General features: G+C 73.7%; 19 protein-coding genes. 3 read left to right on the top strand and 16 right to left on the bottom strand.

What is annotated here, in order from left to right; genetic code table 11:
- Positions 1 to 18: 18 nt before the first annotated feature.
- The 14 genes from hypF to AQJ64_RS22440 form a co-directional block, all read right to left on the bottom strand.
- Positions 19 to 2382, bottom strand: a complete 2364-nt coding sequence (gene hypF, locus AQJ64_RS22500) for a carbamoyltransferase HypF (protein WP_055637592.1) — start codon at positions 2380 to 2382, stop codon at positions 19 to 21.
- A complete protein-coding gene (gene hypB, locus AQJ64_RS22495; RefSeq protein ID WP_055637593.1) occupies positions 2379 to 3194 on the bottom strand; it encodes a hydrogenase nickel incorporation protein HypB in 816 nt (271 codons plus the stop codon). Before hypB ends, hypF begins: the two co-directional genes overlap by 4 nt.
- 3 nt (positions 3195 to 3197) lie before the next feature.
- Entirely contained in the window at positions 3198 to 3590 is a 393-nt protein-coding gene (locus AQJ64_RS22490) for a hydrogenase maturation nickel metallochaperone HypA/HybF (protein WP_055637594.1), read from the bottom strand.
- A gap of 156 nt (positions 3591 to 3746) precedes the next feature.
- Complete coding sequence (locus AQJ64_RS52420) at positions 3747 to 3860, bottom strand: DUF6893 family small protein (protein WP_397801776.1); 114 nt, start codon at positions 3858 to 3860, stop codon at positions 3747 to 3749.
- Between the two features lie 11 nt (positions 3861 to 3871).
- On the bottom strand, positions 3872 to 4399 hold the full coding sequence (locus tag AQJ64_RS22485) for a hydrogenase maturation protease (protein WP_055637595.1): 528 nt from the start codon (positions 4397 to 4399) through the stop codon (positions 3872 to 3874).
- The gene (locus AQJ64_RS22480) at positions 4396 to 5808 is read right to left on the bottom strand and encodes a hypothetical protein (RefSeq protein WP_055637596.1); all 1413 of its coding nucleotides are present in this window, start codon (positions 5806 to 5808) and stop codon (positions 4396 to 4398) included. The genes AQJ64_RS22485 and AQJ64_RS22480 overlap by 4 nt, the downstream gene beginning before the upstream one ends.
- The gene (locus AQJ64_RS22475) at positions 5805 to 6497 is read right to left on the bottom strand and encodes a DUF6084 family protein (RefSeq protein ID WP_055637597.1); all 693 of its coding nucleotides are present in this window, start codon (positions 6495 to 6497) and stop codon (positions 5805 to 5807) included. Before AQJ64_RS22475 ends, AQJ64_RS22480 begins: the two co-directional genes overlap by 4 nt.
- Positions 6494 to 7123 (bottom strand): DUF5947 family protein, encoded by a 630-nt coding sequence (locus AQJ64_RS22470; RefSeq protein ID WP_055637598.1) that lies wholly within the window; start codon positions 7121 to 7123, stop codon positions 6494 to 6496. The genes AQJ64_RS22475 and AQJ64_RS22470 overlap by 4 nt, the downstream gene beginning before the upstream one ends.
- Positions 7120 to 7653 (bottom strand): hypothetical protein, encoded by a 534-nt coding sequence (locus AQJ64_RS22465; RefSeq protein WP_059202928.1) that lies wholly within the window; start codon positions 7651 to 7653, stop codon positions 7120 to 7122. Before AQJ64_RS22465 ends, AQJ64_RS22470 begins: the two co-directional genes overlap by 4 nt.
- Complete coding sequence (locus tag AQJ64_RS22460; protein ID WP_059202927.1) at positions 7650 to 9431, bottom strand: nickel-dependent hydrogenase large subunit; 1782 nt, start codon at positions 9429 to 9431, stop codon at positions 7650 to 7652. Before AQJ64_RS22460 ends, AQJ64_RS22465 begins: the two co-directional genes overlap by 4 nt.
- 95 nt (positions 9432 to 9526) lie before the next feature.
- Entirely contained in the window at positions 9527 to 10615 is a 1089-nt protein-coding gene (locus AQJ64_RS22455) for an NADH-quinone oxidoreductase subunit B family protein (protein WP_059202926.1), read from the bottom strand.
- A 65-nt stretch (positions 10616 to 10680) separates the two neighbouring features.
- Positions 10681 to 12456 carry an enoyl-CoA hydratase-related protein gene (locus tag AQJ64_RS22450; protein ID WP_059202925.1) on the bottom strand — a complete coding sequence of 592 codons (1776 nt, stop codon included), beginning with the start codon at positions 12454 to 12456 and terminating at the stop codon, positions 10681 to 10683.
- 150 nt (positions 12457 to 12606) lie between these two features.
- On the bottom strand, positions 12607 to 12864 hold the full coding sequence (locus tag AQJ64_RS22445; RefSeq protein ID WP_059202924.1) for a hypothetical protein: 258 nt from the start codon (positions 12862 to 12864) through the stop codon (positions 12607 to 12609).
- Positions 12851 to 13108, bottom strand: coding sequence for a DUF6400 family protein (locus tag AQJ64_RS22440; protein ID WP_059202923.1), 258 nt, complete (start codon positions 13106 to 13108; stop codon positions 12851 to 12853). Before AQJ64_RS22440 ends, AQJ64_RS22445 begins: the two co-directional genes overlap by 14 nt.
- Positions 13109 to 13228: 120 nt before the next feature.
- On the opposite strand from AQJ64_RS22440, the gene AQJ64_RS22435 reads away from it, so the two are divergent.
- Positions 13229 to 13603, top strand: a complete 375-nt coding sequence (locus AQJ64_RS22435; protein ID WP_059202922.1) for an ArsR/SmtB family transcription factor — start codon at positions 13229 to 13231, stop codon at positions 13601 to 13603.
- Positions 13600 to 14082, top strand: a complete 483-nt coding sequence (locus AQJ64_RS22430) for an SRPBCC family protein (RefSeq protein ID WP_059202921.1) — start codon at positions 13600 to 13602, stop codon at positions 14080 to 14082. Before AQJ64_RS22435 ends, AQJ64_RS22430 begins: the two co-directional genes overlap by 4 nt.
- On the opposite strand, the gene AQJ64_RS22425 is transcribed toward AQJ64_RS22430, so the two are convergent.
- A complete protein-coding gene (locus AQJ64_RS22425) occupies positions 14075 to 16561 on the bottom strand; it encodes a SpoIIE family protein phosphatase (RefSeq protein ID WP_059202920.1) in 2487 nt (828 codons plus the stop codon). The genes AQJ64_RS22430 and AQJ64_RS22425 overlap by 8 nt on opposite strands.
- A 127-nt stretch (positions 16562 to 16688) precedes the next feature.
- Here AQJ64_RS22425 and AQJ64_RS22420 point away from each other — a divergent pair, with 127 nt between their 5' ends.
- Positions 16689 to 18764: a SpoIIE family protein phosphatase gene (locus AQJ64_RS22420; RefSeq protein ID WP_079061871.1), complete on the top strand. Its 2076-nt coding sequence runs from the start codon at positions 16689 to 16691 to the stop codon at positions 18762 to 18764.
- Here AQJ64_RS22420 and AQJ64_RS22415 read toward each other — a convergent pair.
- Positions 18751 to 19449 (bottom strand): GNAT family N-acetyltransferase, encoded by a 699-nt coding sequence (locus tag AQJ64_RS22415; RefSeq protein WP_059202919.1) that lies wholly within the window; start codon positions 19447 to 19449, stop codon positions 18751 to 18753. The two genes, AQJ64_RS22420 and AQJ64_RS22415, sit on opposite strands and share 14 nt — an antisense overlap.
- Position 19450 lies beyond the last annotated feature (1 nt).

Here is a 19450-nt window from a genome sequence, read left to right as displayed (position 1 = left end):
TCCTCGCTGTGGATGTGGTCAGTCGGTGTGCGTCGTCCGTGCGGCCACCATCAGCTGGCCCAGGGCCAGGCCGCCGTCGCCCGGCGGCACCAGGCGGTGCCGCAGGACCGTGAAGCCGTCCTCGCGCAGGGCGGCGGCACAGGCCGTCGAGAGCAGCGTGTTGGCGAACACGCCGCCGGTGAGGGCGACCGTGCCGAGGCCGTGCCGCTCCCGGGCCAGCGCGCACATCCGGCGCACCAGAGCGGTCACGCCCCGGTGGAAGCGGGCCGCGACCGTGGCCGAGGTGTGCCCGGCGCGCAGGTCACGGACGACGGCCGCGAGAACGGGCGCGGGATCGGCCCGTACGGCCCCGCGCCCGCCCTCCTGCGGTGCGCGCAGGGCGAAGGCGTAGGCGGTGGTGTCCCCGGCGGGCGCGCGCAGGGCGGCCGCCTCCAGCTCGACGGCGGCCTGTGCCTCGTATCCGGCCAGGTGGCACACCCCGGCGAGGGAGGACACCGCGTCGAAGAGGCGGCCCATGCTGGAGGTGGGGACACAGTGCAGTCCGCGCTCCAGCTGCCGTTCCAGGACGCCGAGTTCCCCGGGCGGGCAGGCCGCCGTACAGGGCAGGTCGGCCGACCGGTCGAGGCCGGCGGCCCGCAGATGGGACAGCGCCATGCGGTACGGGCGGCGCACCGCGGCGTCGCCGCCCGGCAGCGGGACGTACGCGAGGTGCCCGAAGCGGGTGAAGCCGTCGTAGTCCGCGAGCAGGAACTCCCCGCCCCACACCGCCCCGTCGTCACCGTGGCCGGTGCCGTCGAAGGCGACCCCGATCACCGGGCGGGTGCCGTCGAGGCCGTGCTCGGCCATCGCTGAGGCGACATGGGCGTGATGGTGCTGGACCCGCGTCACGGCCCGCGCGCCGGCGTTGCGGGCGGCCCAGCCGGTGGAGCGGTAGCCGGGGTGCCGGTCGGCGGCCAGGAGCTCGGGCCGTACGCCCGTGATCGATTCCAACTGGCCCACCGCGCCCTCGAACACGCCCTGGGTGCGCAGGTCGTCCAGGTCGCCGATGTGCGCCGACAGCCAGGCCCTGCGGCCCGCGCCGAGACAGAAGGCGTTCTTCAGGTCCCCGCCGACGGCGAGGGCGGGGCGGACGGGCAGGGGCAGGGCGACGGGCAGCGGCGCGTACCCGCGCGAGCGGCGGATCACCAGGGGCTCGCCGTCACAGACGCGGACCACGGAGTCGTCGCAGGGCACCTGGATCGGCCGGTCGTGGGTGAGCCAGGCGTCGGCCAGGTGGGCCAGCCGCTCCAGGGCCTCGGTGTCGTCGGTGACGATCGGCTCCCCGGACACGTTGCCGCTGGTCATGACGAGCAGCCGGGGGCCGTCCGGATCGCCGGGCAGGCCCAGCAGGAGATGGTGCACGGGGGTGTACGGCAGCATCACGCCGAGGTCGGGACTGCCGGGCGCGACGGCGTCGGCGGGCCGCGGGTCCCCGGTCTCCCGCGCCGGGTCCGGGCGTCGCCGCAGCAGGACGACGGGCCGGACGCCCCCTTCGAGCAGGCGCCGCTCCTCGGGGCCGAGCCGTACGAGGTGCTCGACCTCGGCCGTGCCGCGGGCCATGACGGCGAAGGGCTTGTCACCGCGCGCCTTGCGACGGCGGAGCAGGGCGACGGCCGTCTCGTTCGTGGCGTCGCAGGCCAGGTGGTAGCCGCCCAGGCCCTTCACGGCGAGGATCGCACCGCGCGTCAGCAGTGCACGGGCCCCGGCGACCGGATCACCCGACGCGCCCGGCGCGATCAGCCGCAGCCGCGGTCCGCAGGCCGGGCAGGCGACGGGCTGGGCGTGGAAGCGCCGGTCGGCCGGATCGCCGTACTCCCGGGCGCAGTCGGCGCACATCGGGAAGCCGGCCATGGTGGTGTGGACCCGGTCGTAGGGGACGCCGGTGACGATGGTGAAGCGGGGGCCGCAGTGGGTGCAGTTGACGAAGGGGTGGCGGTGGCGCCGGTCGGCGGGGTCGGCCAGTTCGGCGAGACAGTCGGCGCAGGTGGCGGTGTCCGGGGAGACGAGGGTGCGGGCCGGGCCGCCGGTGCGGGAGGCGAGGATGGTGAACGCCTCGCCGCCCGTGAGGGGCACCTCCTGATGGTGGACGGACTCCACCACGGCCAGCGGGGGCGCCTGGACCGCGAGGCGTTCGCAGAACCGGGCCACGGCCGCACCGCTGCCCTCGACCTCGGCGACGACGCCCTCCGGGGTGTTGGTGACATGTCCGACCAGGGCCAGTTCGGTGGCGAGACCGTAGACGTACGGCCGGAAGCCCACGCCCTGCACCACCCCCCGGACGACGACCCGGCGGCGCAGCGGCCCGTCGCCGGTGACGGCTGCCGGGGACGGGGGAGCGCTCACGGGTGGGTGCGGGCCAGGGCGTCGGCCGCGTCGCCGTGCGCAGGAGCGCCGTCGTGCGTATGGGCGTGGCCGTGCGGGTGGGCGTGACTGTGCGCGTGGGCGTGGGCGTGGGCGTGGCCGTGCGGCTGACGGGCCATGACCGGCGTATGGACGGGCGCGCCCTCCGCCGCCGCCAGTGCCCGGTCGAGCAGCGCGCCGACGCCCTTGCCCCGGCGGGCCGAGGTCATCACGATCTCCACGCCCGGGTTGACCTGCTCCACGTGCGCGCGGAAGGCGATCTCGTCGAACTCGACGGCCTCGGCGAGGTCGGTCTTGGTGACCACGACCAGCTGGGCGAGCCCGAAGGCGGTGGGGTACTTGAGGGGCTTGTCCTCGCCCTCGGTCACCGAGGCGAGGACGACCCGGAGGGTCTCCCCCAGGTCGTAGGAGGCCGGGCAGACCAGGTTGCCGACGTTCTCCACGAACAGCAGCCGGGTGTCCGCGGGCAGCCAGCCGTCCAGGTGTCCGGCGAGCATGCCCGCCTCCAGGTGGCACAGTCCGTCGGTGAGTACCTGCTTGACGGGAACGCCCGAACGGGCCAGACGGGCCGCGTCGTTCTCGGTGGCGAGGTCGGCGGTCAGCGCGGCGACGGACACGGACCGCTCGCGGGCCCGCAACAGTTCCTGCTCCAGCAGCGCGGTCTTGCCGCTGCCGGGGCTGGAGAGCAGGTTGACGACGGTGGTGCCACCGGCGGTGAGACGCTCGCGCAGGGTGTGGGCGCTCGCGTCGTTCTTCGCGAGTACGGCCTGCCGCAGGTCGACGACACGGCACATGGTTCAGCACTCCTCGTGGATCGGTTCGCCGGTGGGCGCGGGCGCGCCGTCCTCCCACTGGACGGAGGCGATCTGCAGTTCCCGCCCGGCGCACAGGTCGGTACGTGTGCCGCCGCAGCCGGGGCAGGTCAGCCGGGGCGGCATGCCGACGGGCCATTCGTGTGCGCAGGAGGTGCAGCGGGCCCGGCCCGCCACGGGCTCGGTGACGAGTTCGGCGCCCTCCAGCAGGGTCCCGGCGCAGGCCAGTTCGAAGCAGAAGGAGAGCGCGTCGGGGACGACCCCGGCCAGTTCGCCGACCTGGAGCCGCACCGAGCGGACCGCCGTGACGTCCCCGGCGCGCCGGGCGGCCTCGGCCACCTGGTCGACGACGGCCAGCGCGACGGACATCTCGTGCATCGGTCCCGGACCTCCCGGACGTGGGCGTGCCCCCCCGCCGGCCTTCATTAGAGGCGGGGGCGCCCGGGTCGCCCGGCCCGGCGCGCCGTCACCGGTCGGCGGCTACGCCCGTTCGACGCAACCGCACGGCCGCGCGGGGCGCCCCGGGGTCCCGGGTCACATGCGGCGGATCCGCAGGTAGCGCCGGATGTCGGGGAACAGCTCGGCCGCGACGGCGACGGTGGCGGCCATGACGGCGACGGCCGCTCCACCGATGACGATCTTCTTCATCCGTCTCTCCTTCATCTCGCCGGCGGAGCCTCGGCGGCTCCGGCCGGTGCCGTGGACGGCTCGCCGTCCCGCAGCAGCTCTTCGATCAGCCGTACGGCCTCGGGCACGGCGTCGGACACCGGCGGGCTGAGTCCGATGCCCTCCTCCACCGAGGCCGGTTCACAGCCGACGATCAGGGTGCGCCGGGGTGGTCGTCCGCCGGTTCCGGCGCAGAGGGTGTCCAGCAGGGCCAGGACGGTGTCCGGGGTCATCCGGTGGCCGTCGATCGCGGGCACCGCGCCGGGGTCGGCGCCGGGGCCGTCGTACTCGATGACGTAGAGCGTTCCCGGGGCCTCGCCGCGGGCCGTGGCGTCGACGAGGACGAGGGTGTCGTAGCCGTCGAGGAGCTGGTAGGCGAGGTGCACCCCGCGGACGCCGATGTCGGCGACCTCGACGTGCTCCGGCAGCCGGCCGCCGGCCAGCCGGCGGGCGGTCTCGACGCCGAAGCCGTCGTCGCCGAGGAAGATGTTGCCGATGCCGGCCACGAGGGTGCGGGTCATGGTCCGGCCTCCAGCGGTACGACCTCGTCCGGCTGGAAGTAGAGATAGCGGCCCTGTTCGCGGCGGATGTCCGCGCCCGGGTCGCCGTCCACGGTGACGGCGAGGTGCACGGCGCCGTCGACGTCGTGCAGCACGGCCTCGACGGTCGCCGCGCTGCCGTGCAGGAACAGGTCCTGGGCGTCGGTGTGCCGCAGTCCGGGCCGCAGTTCGACGCGGCTGCCCTTGCCGACGGGCCGGTCGCCCACGACGACGGTGTCGTGGTCGGGGTCGAAGCCGGTGTCGCCCGCCGGGTCCCACCAGGGGGTGTCGGGGCGCGTCACCCCGTGCTCGTCGGGGAAGCCGGTCTCCCCGGTGACCTCGCGCAGGCCGCGCACGGCGCCGTGCAGGCGTTCCAGCACCTCGGCCGGCATCGAGTCCGCCAGGTCGATCACGGCGGCCGCCCGCGGGTCGGTCCCGCGGGCCTCGCGCTTCTCCTCGTCGGTGAGGGCGGCGGTGCGCAGGGCGAGGATCTCGTCGATCTCGGTGGCGTCGTAGAGCGCGCCGGGGCTCTCCGGCGCGATGGCCGGGTGGTCCTCCAGGATGATCGGGGAGGACAGCACGAGGTCGGCGCGCCCGGGTTCGCCGGCGAGGACGGGCCAGGTGTGCAGATTGCGGCAGGCGGCGACGGCGCCCCTGGCCCATTCCGGGGGATCGGTCATCGACAGGAACGATCCGGCGCTGAGGGCCATGAGGAGGTGGGTGGCCACCAGGGAGTGCGGCAGCGCCGCGTCCCGGCCGGCGGCCCCGCCCTGCGGGGGCACCCAGTCGCTGGTGTTCTCCACGACGGCGGTGAGCCGCAACGTCCGGTAGGGACCGTCGAGTTCACGGGCGGACAGCCGGACGGTCCCGCCGACCTCCTCGCTGCGCCGGACCAGCCGGCCGACGGTGCGGCCCGCCGCGTCCAGGACCGGTTCGGTGTCCTCGCGGGCCGGGAGCCGGAAGGGACGCGTGACGCCGTCGCCGAGCAACTCCTCGACCGGTACGACGAGTTCGACGCGTTCTTCGGCGCCCTCGTCCCAGGGCACCAGCACCCGGTCGTCGAGGCGGAGTTCGGGAACGGTGTCGTGACCGCCGTCCGGGCGGGCCCGCTGCACGGTGCGCCGGCGGGCGTGCAGGAAGCGCACCTCGACGGAGAGGGTGGCGCCCCTCCTCGGTTCCATCAGGCACTCGGTGTGCTGGAAGTCGTGCTCCTCGCACCCGGCGCCCCAGGCGGGCGGCACGAGCACCCCGAACTGCCAGCGCAGCCGGTTCTTGGCGGCCGAGGCGCGGTACGGGTAGAGCACATAGCCCTCGAAGAGGACGGCGTCGGCCACCTGCCGGGCGAGGGCGAGGCGCTCCTCGGTCTCCGGGGCGAACGCGGTCACGGTCACGGGTCGGTCCTCACGGTCAGGGCGGTGAGCGCGCGCAGCGGGTCGCGGCTCCGGGGCCGGTCCGGAGCGCCCCCGTCGAGCAGTGCCTCGACGGTCGCCTCCCAGGACGGCAGGGCGTGCCGGGAGCGGTAGGCGAGGAGGGCGTCCATGGTGTCGCGGGGCAGCCGGATCCAGCCGCAGCCGGGGAAGTGCTGCTCGACCATCTCCCGCCAGGTGGCGACCGGCATCCTGAAGGGCGCCTCGCGGTCCCAGGGGACGGGCTCGACGCGGAAGCCGCCGGAGCCGGTGAAGGCGGTGCCGGAGAACAGCATCAGCAGCGGGACCTCGCCGTCGGTGAGGGCGGCGAGATAGCGGGTGGCGGCGATGTCCAGGTCGTAGGTGCAGGGGACGACGAGGTCGGCCTCGGTCTCCCCGGTGAACGCGGTCACCATCAGCGGGACCTGGGCGAACTGCACCGGGTTGAGGGTGGTGCCCCAGCGGGAGCGCTCGCCGAACAGGTCGTTGAGTCCGTCGGCCTCCGCGTCGTCGTAGCCGCGCCGGGCGGGTTCGATGCGGATCTGGCAGCGCAGCGCGAGGGCGTGCACGGGGAGGTCGCCGGACGCGGTGACGCGCAGCCGGAAGACGAGCGTGGGCCCGGCGGCGTACCGGTCGGCGCGGACTCCGGTGCAGGTGAAGGAGAACTCCGTCATGAGCGGGCCGCCTCCTCCAGGGGCCGGGCGCGGCGTGCCACGTCCGTGAAGAACTCCTCCAGCGCGGCGCGCGCCTCCCGGCCGCCGTCGAAGCCCTGCCACAACAGGCGCATCCGGCCCACGAGTCGGTAGCAGATGTCGATCGGGACGAGGTGGCAGTCGACCCGGTCGTCGGTGCGGCGCAGCAGCAGTGCCTCGACGTCGGGTTCGAGGAGGTCGGCGAGCCGGCTGCCGCCGAGGACCGCGGTCCAGGTGTCCGGATCGAGTTCGCTCTCGGTGGCTCCGGCCGGGCTCGGGTAGAGGGCGACCAGCCGGTCGAGGGCGGCGTTGCGGAAGAAGAAGGCGACGCCGACCGGGATCCCGAGCGCCTCCCAGGCCCGCTCGTCGAGCCGGTGGCCGGGGTCGCCGAGGTAGCGGGCCGGGACCGCGCGGAAGCGGCCCGCGGCGGCGCCGGGCTGTTCCATCAGCACCGCGCAGGCCGTGCACGCGCAGGCGAGGGACCGCTGCTCGGTGTCGACGAGGTGGCGGTGGTCCTCGGGCACCACGGCCGCGCACAGTTCGCACCGCTCCGGCCGCGGCGGACGTTCGGTGAGGAACCTCCGCAGTCCGGGGGTGGTCGTGCTCATCGCGCCCCCGTCGGTGCCGTGCCGATCTGCAGGAGCGTGGGGCCGGCGGGCGCACTCTCCACGTCCACGGCCCTGACCTCGGGGGCGAGGCCGGCGAGCGCCGTCTCGGCGGCCCGCGCGGCGTCGGCGCCGGAGCCGCAGCCACAGCCGCCGCCCGCCCGGGCGCGCAGCCGCAGGGTGCCGGTGTGCTCCTCGAAGCCCACCACCTCCAGCCGGTGGTCGCGGACCCCGTCGAGGGCGCGGGCGATCCGGGTGTCGCGGTCCTCGGGGTGCAGGTCGTGCAGGACGAGCAGGCTCGCCACGAGGTCGTCGTCGAGCAGGGCGGCCAGGGGCTCGCCGGGAGCGGAGTCCAGCACGTCGACGACGCGGGCGAGTCCGGTGCCGTAGAGGTCCATGAGGGAGCGGACGAGTTCCTCGGCCGCGGCCGCGGCGGCGCCGTCGCCGCTCGCGGCCAGCCGGTCGAGGACCTCCTCGATCCGGCGCCCGGTGCGCTCCGCCGTGACGGGGGGTGCGGTGGCCGGCGCGCTCATCCGCCCAGTCCGCTCAGGCCGGTGGGCACGTGCATCGACTTCACGGTCTTGCCGCCGCCGACGTACATGTGGACGCCGCAGGGCAGACAGGGGTCGAAGCTGCGGACGGTGCGCATGATGTCGATGCCCTTGAAGTTCTCCGGGGGGTTCTCCTCGAAGATCGGGGTGTTCTGCACGGCGTCCTCGTACGGGCCGGGGGTGCCGTAGGAGTCGCGGACGCTGGCGTTCCAGGGGGTGGGCGGGTAGGGGTGGTAGTTGGCGATCTTGCCGTCGCGGATCACCATGTGGTGGGAGAGGACACCGCGGACGGCCTCGGTGAAGCCGCAGCCGATGCTCTCGTCCGGGACCTCGAACTTCTCCCAGGTCTGGGTGCGTCCGGCGCGGACCTCCTCGAGGCCCTTCTCCGCGCAGTGCAGGGCGACGGCGGCGGCGTAGGCCTGGAAGTAGGTGCGGGCGCGGTTGCGTTCCAGGGCGTTGGACCACTTCGGGATCTTCCACTCGAAGGTGGTCTCCGGCTTGGTCAGGGTGCGCGGCAGGTTGATGACCACGCTCTGCCCGGTGGCCTTGACGTACCCGATGTCGACGAGCCCGGACAGCGCGGTGGACCACAGGCGGGCGATGGGGCCGCCGCCGGTGTCCAGGGCGAGGTGGTCCTTGCCGTCGAACCAGCGCGGGGACATCACCCAGCTGTACTTGTCGTCGAAGTTCCGCTTCTGCGGGGCGGGGATGGTGTGCTGGTTCCACGGGTGGCGCGGGTCGACGGGGTTGCCGAGCGGGTCGTGGGTGACGAACTGCTCCTGGCCCTGCCAGTCCTCGTAGTACGAGCTGCCCAGCAGGATGCGGATGCCGAGGTTGATCGCGGTGAGGTCGTTGGTGACGAGCTTGCCGTCGACGACGATGCCGGGCGTGACGAACATGCGCCGGCCCCAGTCCGTCATGTTGGCGTACGTGAAGTCGCAGTGCTCGGGGTCGTTGAGGGCGCCCCAGCAGCCGAGCAGGACGCGCCGGCGGCCGACCTCCTCGTAGCCGGGCAGGGCCTCGTAGAAGAAGTCGAACAGGTCGTCGTGGAGCGGGACGACCCGCTTCATGAACTCGACGTACCGCATGAGGCGGCTCAGGTAGTCGGTGAAGAGCTGCACGGAGGCGATGGTGCCGACGCCGCCCGGGTAGAGCGTGGAGGGGTGCACATGGCGGCCCTCCATCAGGCAGAACATCTCGCGCGTGTACCGGCTGACCTGGAGGGCCTCGCGGTAGAACTCGCCCTCCAGCGGGTTGAGCGAGCGCATGATGTCGGCGATGGTGCGGTAGCCGTGCTCGGCGGCGTGCGGGGCCTCGGTGCGCTCGGCGAGTTCGAGGACTCCGGGGTTGGTCTCCTTGACCATCTTCTCGCAGTAGTCGACCCCGACCAGGTTCTCCTGGAAGATGTTGTGGTCGAACATGTACTCGGCGGACTCGCCGAGGTTGATGATCCACTCACCGAGGTGCGGGGGCTTCACGCCGTACGCCATGTTCTGCGCGTACACCGAGCAGGTGGCGTGGTTGTCGCCGCAGATGCCGCAGATGCGGCTGGTGATGAAGTGGGCGTCGCGGGGGTCCTTGCCGCGCATGAACACGCTGTAGCCGCGGAACACCGACGAGGTGCTGTAGCACTCCGCGACCCGCTTCTGCTTGAAGTCGATCTTCGTGTGGATGCCCAGGCTGCCCACGATCCGGGTGATCGGGTCCCAGGACATCTCCACCAGACCGGTGCCGTCTCCGGCCGCCTTCGTCCTTGCCATGGTCGTTGCCGTGCCCTTCGTTGCGCGGGGGGTTCGGGTGTGGGGGGGTGCACGAAGCAGAAGCGGGTCACGCGGGGGTCAGGTACGGGAGGGCGTCACCAGGGCGGCCGGTAGCCGGTGGTGATCTTCTCGCCGCTCCGGCGCCACTTGGGTTCCTTGTCCACCGTCCTCGCGGTGATGTCGCGCAGTCTGCGGATCACGGCGCCGTACGCGCCGCTGGCCGTGCTGGAGACCTTGGCCCCGGGGGGTTCGTCCATGAATGGCATGAACTTGTCGGGGAAGCCGGGCATGGTGCAGGCGATGCAGATGCCACCGACGTTCGGACAGCCGCCGACGCCGTTCATCCAGCCGCGCTTGGGCACGTTGCACTTGACGACCGGGCCCCAGCAGCCGATCTTGACCAGGCACTTCGGCGAGTCGTACGTCGTCGCGAACTCGCCCTGCTCGTAGTAGCCGGCCCGGTCGCAGCCCTCGTGCACGGTGGCCCCGAACAGCCAGGTCGGACGCAGCTTGTCGTCCAGCGGGATCATCGGTGCGGACCCGGCCGCCTGGTAGAGCAGGTAGGTGAGGGTCTCGGCGAAGTTGTCGGGCTGGATCGGGCAGCCCGGGACGCACACGATCGGGATGCCGGCGTGGGACTTCCAGTCCCAGCCCAGGTAGTCCGGGACGCCCATCGCGCCGGTCGGGTTGCCGGCCATCGCGTGGATGCCGCCGTACGTGGCACAGGTGCCGATGGCGACGACGGCGAGGGCCTTGGGCGCGAGGCGGTCGATCCACTCGCTGGTGGTGATGGGCTGGCCGGTCTCCGGGTTGTCGCCGAAGCCGCACCAGTAGCCCTCGGGCTTGATCGCCTCGTTGGGGATGGAGCCCTCGACGACCAGCACGAACGGGTCGAGTTCGCCCCGCTCCCCCTTGAAGAACCACTCGATGAACGTGTCCGCGCCGCCGACCGGGCCGCACTCGAAGTCGATGAGCGGCCAGTGCACCTGGATCTTCGGCAGGCCGGGGAGCACACCGAGGACGATCTCCTCGATGCTCGGCTGCATGGCCGCGGTCAGCGCGACCGAGTCGCCGTCGCAGCTCAGCCCGGCATTGATCCACAGGACGTGGATCGTGGGCGTCTCTTCGGCGGGCGCGCCTGTGGCGTCCGCAGCGCCGACCGTGTTCGGCGTCGCCTGGCTCATGGGGACCGCCTCCTGGGGAGGTGAGGGACAAAGGCCAGCATTTGTGGCCATCAGGATTCTTCGTATCAGTGGTTCGGCCCGGGTGAGACACCATCGGGGGCCATTGCGGTGACATCCGCGGCAGAGGGGGCCGGCCCGGTTTGCGCAACCGGGGCGAGGTGCGGCGGGGTACGGGCGGGGCGCTTCTTGTGCACGAAGGCCCGGCGCAGGGCGTGGTACGGGGCGTCCGGGTCGTCGAAGGTCTCCCGCATCCGGGCGAGCTCCCGTTCCCGGAAGCCGGACAGCGGGGTCAGGCTCTGGAGCCGGTCCAGTTCCGCTTTCTTCGCGGTGATCCGGGCCGCCGTCGCGGGCAGGGCGGCCAGGCGTGCGGCGAGCCGGCCGACCTCGTGGGCGAAGGCGTCCGGGGCGCGGTCGACGACGCGGTCGACGAGCCCGAGCCGCCGGGCGCCCGCCGCGCTCACGGGGAGGGCCTCGCTCATGAGGCGCGCGGCGACGGCGCGGCCGACCCTGCGCGGGAGGGTGTGGGTCCAGTACTCCGAGCCGTACAGGCCCATCAGGCGGTAGTGGGGGTTCAGCACGGCTCCGGAGCGGCACCAGACCTCGTCGGCGGCGAGGGCGAGCATCACGCCGCCCGCCGCGGCGTTGCCCGCGACGGCCGCGACGGTCAGGCGGTCCGTGGTCGTCAGGACCGCTTCGACCAGGTCGTCGATGGCGTTGATGTTGGCCCAGGACTCGGCGGCGGGGTCGGCGGCGGCCTCGATGACGTTGAGGTGGATGCCGTTGGAGAAGAAGTCGCGCGCGCCGCCCAGCACCAGCACCGAGGTGGGCCGGTCACAGGCCTCCCGGTAGGCGTCGAGCAGACGCCGGCACTGCTCGGTGCTCATGGCGCCGCCGGGGAAGGAGAAGGACAGGAAGCCCACGGTCCCCTCCTCCCGGTAGCGGATGTCCGTCCAGCCGTGCTCCCGGGCGTCGGGCAGCCGGGGCGGGGTGCGGTCGGGCAGCGGCGGCAGCCGGTCGCCCAGGGCGCGGACGGCGGGCAGTCTGAAGGTGGGCGGCGCCCCGCGCAGCCGGCGCAGCCTCAGCTCGGGGATCCACACGGCGCCGTCGGCGGTGGCCCGGCAGATCGCCCCGGCCCGGGTGGCCAGCAGTTCGCCGGGGCGGCCGCGCAGCCGGTCCTCGGGGTGACCGCCGTGCAGATACCACTCCTCGCCGAACAGCACGTCCAGCACGCCGGGCTGGGAGTCCGCCGCCCGCAGCTTGCGCAGCACGGTCCGGGTGGAGTCCTCGGCCCAGTCGATCCGCCGCAGGCCCTGGTCGAGGTACGGGCGTGTCCGCAGCCGGGGGTCGGCCGCGCCCGCCGGGTCCTGCGGGAGCGGTACGTACGTTCCCTCGGCGAAACGGTCCACGGCGAGCAGGACGGCGCGCAGCGCGGCGTCGGCGATCTCGCCCCGGTACAGGTCGCTCTTGGCCACCTCGGGGACGGGGCAGGGCACGCAGGCCCACACGTCACCGGCGTCCATCTCCGCGTCGGCCTGGAGCACGGTGACGCCCCACGCGTCGAAGCCCTCGTGGATCGCCCAGTCCAGGGAGGACGGTCCGCGGTCACCCACGGGGCCGGGATGGACGACGAGACAGGGGTACGCCGTCCACACCTCCTCGGGGATCGCCGTCCGCAGCATCGGCGCGAGGACGAGGTGCGGTGCGTGACGTCGTACGGCGTCCGGCAACGCGCCGTCGGGCAGGGCGAGTTCGACCGCCACCGAGTGGCCGCGGTCGCGCAGCTCGGCGTGGACGCGCTGGGTGAGGCTGTTGAACGCGCTGGCTACGAGCAGGATGTGCACGACTGCCTCCGGGCGGACGGGCGGCAGGCGGGGATGACCGCCGAGGGCGATCCTCCGTCAGGTCCGTCCGCCGTCCCCGGCGACAGACGGCCGGGTCATCCGAAAGCGGGCGCGGCTCGGCCGTCCGGGCTCACCGGGCGGGCGCGGGCGTCAGGGGCGGCGCAGGCCGCTGGTGATGCGCTCCCAGGGGGTGCGGGTGGCGCCGAAGTGGGTCTCGTGGTCCCAGACGTGGGTGCACGTCGGGCACTGGAGGTGGAGCAGGCTGCCGACGTTGGAGAGCAGATAGCGCCAGTGCGTGGCGCAGGTGCGGCGCTCCGCGCAGGTGGCGCAGCCCTGGTGGTCGTTGCAGCGGGGGCAGGCCACCCAGGCGCGACGGCCGGGGTCGGCCTGCGGGTCAAGCGGCAGCATGCCCGTCTCCCCCGGGCGGGAGCACCCCCGCCGCGACGAGTGCGTCGTGGATGCGCTGCTGCTCGGGGCTGAGGCCGGAGTAGAGCAGTGCGTAAGCCGCCTCCTCGCCGCGCAGCGCCTCGACCGGGTCCCAGTCGGCGCCGAGGGCGTCCATGACATGGGCCCGCCGGAGCATTTCGTGCGCGCCCAGGTCGACGGACCAGTCGAACGGTTCGCCGGAAGGGGTGGGGCCGTGGTGGGACATGTCTTCGAACGTAGGGAAGCGTTCCTCGCTCGGGCAAGAGCAGGTGGGGGATGTCACAGCAGGTCGCAGCGGTGCCGCTCCGCTTGCGGAGGTCCGTGGGGCGGACTAACGTGCAACCAAATGGTTGTAGATGAGAGTGCCTCCGGAAGCCTGGACCGGCTCTTCCACGCCCTGGCGGACCCGACCCGCCGGGACATCCTCCGGCGCTGCGCCGACGACGGCCTGTCGGTGTCACGGCTGGCCGCCGGCTACCCGATGAGCTTCGCCGCGGTGCAGAAGCACGTGGCGGTGCTGGAGCGGGCCGGACTGGTCGCCAAGCGGCGGCGCGGGCGCGAGCGGCTCGTCCGCACCGAGCCCGAGGCGCTGGCCCGGGCCCGGCGGGCCCTCGACGACCTGGAGGCACTGTGGCGCGGCAGGGTGGAGCGGATGTCCGGCCTGCTGACGCCGGAACCCCGAACGGAAGCGCACGACCAGCAGGAAGGACCGAACCGATGACTGTGACCAGCGTGGACAAGGACTTCGACAGCCTCACCCTCACCGTGGTCGCCGACTTCGCCGCCCCCGTCGAGGCGGTCTGGCAGCTGTGGGCCGACCCCCGCCGGCTGGAGCGCTGGTGGGGACCGCCGACCTACCCGGCGACCGTCGAGACGCACGAGCTGACCCCCGGCGGCGAGGTCACCTACTTCATGACGGGCCCGGAGGGCGACAAGCACCGCGGCTGGTGGCGTGTCACCTCGGTCGCCCCGCCCACGTCCCTGGAGTTCACCGACGGCTTCGCCGACGAGGAGGGCAAGCCGGACGCGGACCTGCCGACCACGAGCGTGCGGGTACGGCTGACCTCGCACGGGGACGGCACGCGCATGGAGATCCGGTCCTCGTTCGAGACCCGCGAGCAGCTGGACCAACTGGTGGAGATGGGGATGGAGGAGGGTCTGCGGGCGGCGGTCGGCCAGATGGACGCACTGCTCAGCTGATCTCCTGCTCCGCCCAGATGATCTTCCCTTCGCCCGTGTAGCGGGCTCCCCACCGGTGCGCGAGCTGGGCCACCAGGAACAGACCGCGGCCCCCCTCGTCGAGGCTACGGGCGTGCCTGAGCCGGGGAGCCGTGCTGCTGGCGTCGGACACCTCGCAGGTCAGCCGGGTGTCGCGGAGCAGCCGCAGCCGGATGGGCCCGGTCGCGTGGCGCACGGCGTTGGTGACCAGCTCGCTGACGATGAGTTCCGAGGTCATCGCCAGGTCCGCCAGCCCCCAGTCCTCGACCTGGCGGGTCGCCCGGGCCCGGACGTCGGCGACGGCGGCCGGGTCCGCGGGCACGTCGAAGGAGACGACCTGGTCGGGGCCCAGGGCGTGGGTGCGGGCGAGCAGCAGGGCGATGTCGTCGGGCTGCGGCACGGGCACCAGCCGCCGTACCGCCGAGGTGCACAGGGTGGCGAGGTCGGCGTCGGACCCGGCGAGCAGTGCGCCGAGCCGGTCCATGCCCCGCTCCATGTCCTGGTCGGAGCCCTCCACGAGGCCGTCGGTGTACAGGCCGATCAGGCTGTTCTCGGCGAGCTCGATCTCGGTCGCCTCGAACGCCATGCCGCCGAGACCGAGCGGGGGCCCGGCCGGCGGCTCCGGGAAGGACACCCGCCCGTCGGGGGTGACGACGACGGGCGGCGGATGCCCGGCGCGGGCCATCCGGCAGCGTCGGGTGACCGGGTCGTAGACGGCGTAGAGGCAGGTGGCGCCGAGGAACGCGGTCGTGCCCTGGGCGGGCGACGCGTCGTCGGTCCGGTCCGCGCTCAGCCGGAGCACCAGGTCGTCCAGATGGGCCAGCAGCTCCTCGGGAGGCATGTCCATGTCGGCGAGGGTCTGCACCGCCGTGCGCAGCCGCCCCATGGTCGCGGCGGCGGCGATGCCGTGCCCCACCACGTCGCCGACGACGAGGCCCACCCGGGCACCGGACAGGGGGATCACGTCGAACCAGTCGCCGCCCACCCCGTCGCTGGGGTCGGCCGGCAGGTAGGAGGAGGCCACCTCCAGCGCGGTGCCGCCCGAGAGGGCGTCGGGCAGCAGACTGCGCTGGAGCGTGACGGCCGCGGTGTGTTCCCGGGTGTAGCGGCGGGCGTTGTCGACGCACAGCGCCGCCCGTGCGACCAGTTCCCGGGCGAGCAGGACGTCGTCGGGCCCGAACGACACGGGGTTGACCGAGCGGATGAACGTGGTGAGGCCGAGCGCGGTGTGCCGGGCCCGCATCGGCACGGAGATGAGCGAGTGCAGTCCGAACTCGCGGATGGTCGCCGCCCGTGCGGGCTGCCGGGTGGTCCACAGCTCGTCGGAGGGGTCGAGGACCGGGATGAGGATCGGCTCGCCCCCGATGAGGAGGTGCGCGTCGTGCGGCGGGGGCAGGAAGTCCACCCGGTCGCCGACCTGTGCCACGGCCTCCGGGCAGCCTTCGCGGACCGAGCTCATCCCGGCGCGGCGCATCGCCGGCCTCGCGGGCGCCGGGCCCGCGTCCGTCAGCCACGCACCGTGGCCCTCGGTGCTGAGCACCGGCTCGAGGAGGTCGACCACGACGAAGTCCGCGAAGCGCGGCACGGCGAAGTCGGCGAGTTCCTGGGCCGTCCGCAGCACGTCGAGGGTGGTGCCCACCCGGGTGCCGGCCTCGTTGACCAGCGACAGCAGCCGGCGGGCCGTCCACCGCTCGGTGACGTCCTGGACCATGTAGCAGACGCCGGTGACGGAACCCTCGGAGTCGACCAGGGGGAAGAAGGACGTGGAGTAGGCGTGCTGGCGGTGCGGATCCGCCCAGCTCCACCCCAGGTACTCGTGGTCGGTCACCGGGACCCCGGACTCCAGGACCTGGCGCATCAGCCCTTCGAGGGTGGTGCCCTGCAGGCCGGGCAGCAGCTCGCTGAGCCGGTGTCCGAGCCGCTGCTCCCGGGGCACCCCGCCGAAGCGTTCCAGCGTGTCGTTGAGCCACACATAGCGCAGCTGGCGATCCATCACCGCCATCCCGACCGGGGAGCGGGTGAGGAATCCGTCGAGGACGGACTGGCCGACCGTCCAGTGCGGGCTGCGGCGACGGGCCGAGATCAGGAAGCACTCGTCCTCGCCGATCCGGAAGGACGCGGAGACCCGCAGGTCCACGTCGAGGGCGCGGCCGTCGTGGTGCCGTACGGAGAGCCGCCCGCTCCACCCCATGCCCGCGCGGCAGTGCGCGGCGACACCGGCCACCCGGGCCGGGTCCCCCGGGGCCGCCACGAGCTGCGCGGCGGAGCGGCCCACCACCTCCGCCGCCGGACGGCCGAGCAGGGCCGCGGCGCCCCGCGTCCAGCCGACCACGACGCCGTCCGCCCGCACGACCGCCGCCGCGTCGGTCGACGCGTCCAGGACATCACCCGGCCGGGCCGGTGCCGGAGCGGCGCCGGGCGCCTCTCCCGCAGCGTCCCTGGCTTCTCGCGCAGAGTCCATCGAGCCATCCTTTACACGACCCATGGTGCTGCTTGTCCGACGGATGCGCACGGTCGCGTGCCGCCGGAGCGGACGGCGCTTTCCGGACGCCGTCGGCGGGGGCAGCATGGAGGGGAGGAGGTTGGCGATGACGGCCGGACCCTTCCCGTCCGAGGAGGACGTGTACGGCGCCGATGCGGCGAATGCACCCCCGCCCACCGGTCTGCTGGACGTGCTGAGCGTGTCCGCGATGGTGCTGGACGCCGACGGACGGATCGTGTTCTGGACCCCGCAGGCGGAGGAATTGTTCGGCTACACCGCCGAGGAGGCCCTCGGCAAGTACGCGGCGCGGCTGTTCATCCACTCCCAGCATCTGAAGGCCGTGGTCAGGCTGTTCACGGAGGTGCTGGAGACCGGCCGGAGCTGGGCCGGCACCTTCCCCATCCGGCACAAGGACGGCAGCAGCCGGCTCATGGAGTTCCGCAACATGCGGCTCCAGGACGACCTCGGGGGCGTGTACGCCCTCGGCATCGCCGCCGACCACACCCTGCTCCAGCGGGTGGAGACCGACCTGGCGCTCTGCGAACGGCTGATCAACCAGTCCCCGATCGGACTGGCGCTCCTCGACCCCGATCTGCGGTACCTGCTGGTCAATCCGGCGCTGGAGCGCATCGACGGCATCCCCGCCGAGGAGCACATCGGCCGACGGCTGCGGGAGACACTGCCGCTGCCCGACGTCGAGACCATCGAGTCCGCGCTGCGGCAGGTGCTCACGACCGGGACACCGCTGCTCGACCAGTACCACGTGGGCCGTCCGCCCGCCGATCCCGAGCGCGAGCACGCCTGGTCGCTCTCCTTCTACCGCCTGGAGGACCCCGGCGGGCGGGTGCTGGGCGCGGCGGCCTCGGTCGTCGACGTCACCGAACGGCACCGGGCGGCGGCCGAGGCCGACCGGGCCCGGCGGCGGCTCGCCCTGATCGCCGAGGCCTCCACCCGGGTCGGCACCACACTGGAGGTGGAACAGACCGCCCGCGAGCTGGCCGAGATCGCCGTCCCCCAGCTCGCCGACGTGGTCGCCGTGGACGTCCTCGACTCCGCCCTGGCCTGCCGCCGCTCCCGCAGACCGGACGACGGCCCGGAACTCTTCCGCGCCCTCGCCCTCAAGGCGGCCCACCCGACCGTGGCGCTGCGCGCCGCCGACGCCCCCGGGAACGTGGCGGCGTACGACGGGGACCGCCTGGTCACCCTGTGCGTCCACACCGGCCGTCCGGTCCTGGTACGCCATGTCGGCGCCGCCGACATCCCCCGCATCGCCCGGGACGCCGAGGCCGGCACCCTGCTGGCGCGGGCCGGTGTCCACTCGTATCTCGCGGTGCCGCTGATCGCCCACGGCGAGGTGCTGGGCGCCCTCGACCTCAAGCGCACCCGCAATCCGCTCCCCTTCGACCAGGACGACGTCGTCCTGGCCGGTGAGCTGGCCGGCCGGGCCGCCGTGGCCATCGACAACGCCCGCTGGTTCGAGAGCGTGCGCAACACCGCGCTGACCCTCCAGCGCAGCCTGCTCCCCGACCACCCGCCGCACCACGCGGGTCTCGACCTGGCCTCCCGCTACCAGCCCGCCCAGGCCACCAGCGAGGTCGGCGGCGACTGGTACGACGTCATCCCGCTGACCGACGACAAGACCGCGCTGGTCGTCGGGGACGTCATGGGCAACGGCATCGACGCGGCCGCCACGATGGGCCGGCTGCGCACCGCCACCTGCGCCTACGCGGACCTCGATCTCGATCCCGGGGAGGTGCTCCAGCACCTGGACAAGATCACCTGCGATCTGGAGCACTACATCGTGACCTGCCTGTACGCGGTGTACGACCCCCGCACCCGGCGGTGCCGGATCGCCAACGCCGGTCACATGCCGCCCGCACTGGCCGGCCCGGGCCACGCCCCCGTGCTGCTCGACCTGCCGCCCGGCGCCCCGCTCGGGGTCGGCGGGATCCCCTTCGAGACCACCACGGCCGAGCTGGCGCCCGGCGATGTGCTCGTCCTCTACACGGACGGTCTGGTCGAGACCCGGCACCACCCCATCGACGACCGCCTCAAGGTGCTGCTGACCTTCCTGGACGAACCCGACCGGCCGCTGGAGGAGATCTGCGACCTGCTCCTGTACGGCCTGCGCCATCCCGACGACCACGACGACGTGGCGCTGCTCGTGGCTAGGGCGCTTTAGCCACGGGCGGGGCGCCGAAGCAGCGGCCGGGCGGGGTCGGCGAGGTGTGCTCCAGCCAGCGGGCGTCGATCACACGGCCGTTGCCCAGCCGGTGGCGGGGCGGCCCGTCGGCCGGGACGAACCCGGCCCTGCTCAGGGCTCGGGCGCTCGCGGTGTTCGCGGGCTCGTACCCGGCCCGCACCGCGTCGAGGCCCAGGTGGTCGTGGCCGAGCAGGGCGGCGGCCCGGAACAGCTCGGCACCGAGTCCGAGGCCGCGGGCGTGCGGGGCCAGCCAGCCGCCGATCTCGCCGGTGCCGGGGGCCAGCTCCGTGTACCCGGCGTAGCGGCCGTCGTCGAGGCGGACGGCGATCAGCACGTCCGCCTGTTCCGGGCCGGGTTCGAAGGGCCGGGCCAGCAGCAGCGGGATCCCCGGGAGCGGGGGGCGGACCCCGGCGTCGGCGGGGCGCAGCCGGACCAGGGCCTCGCGGACGCCCGCGTCGGCCATCACGCCCAGGTCGTCCCAGCCGAGCCAGCGCTGGGCCTCGGGGTCGGCGCCGGCGGCCCGGCAGACCGCGAGGTCCAGATGGGTCTCCGGGGTGTAGAGCAGGAGGCGCTCGGTGCGCAGGGTGTGCCGGCGATGCCCGCAGGTGCCGGGCAGCGGAAGCCCGGGTGCCGCCCGCCCGCGCCGCAGCCGTGACCAGATCATG

This window comes from Streptomyces griseoruber, assembly GCF_001514205.1.
In the GTDB taxonomy this organism is placed as follows: domain Bacteria; phylum Actinomycetota; class Actinomycetes; order Streptomycetales; family Streptomycetaceae; genus Streptomyces; species Streptomyces griseoruber.
This window is presented reverse-complemented; position numbering and strand designations above follow the sequence as displayed.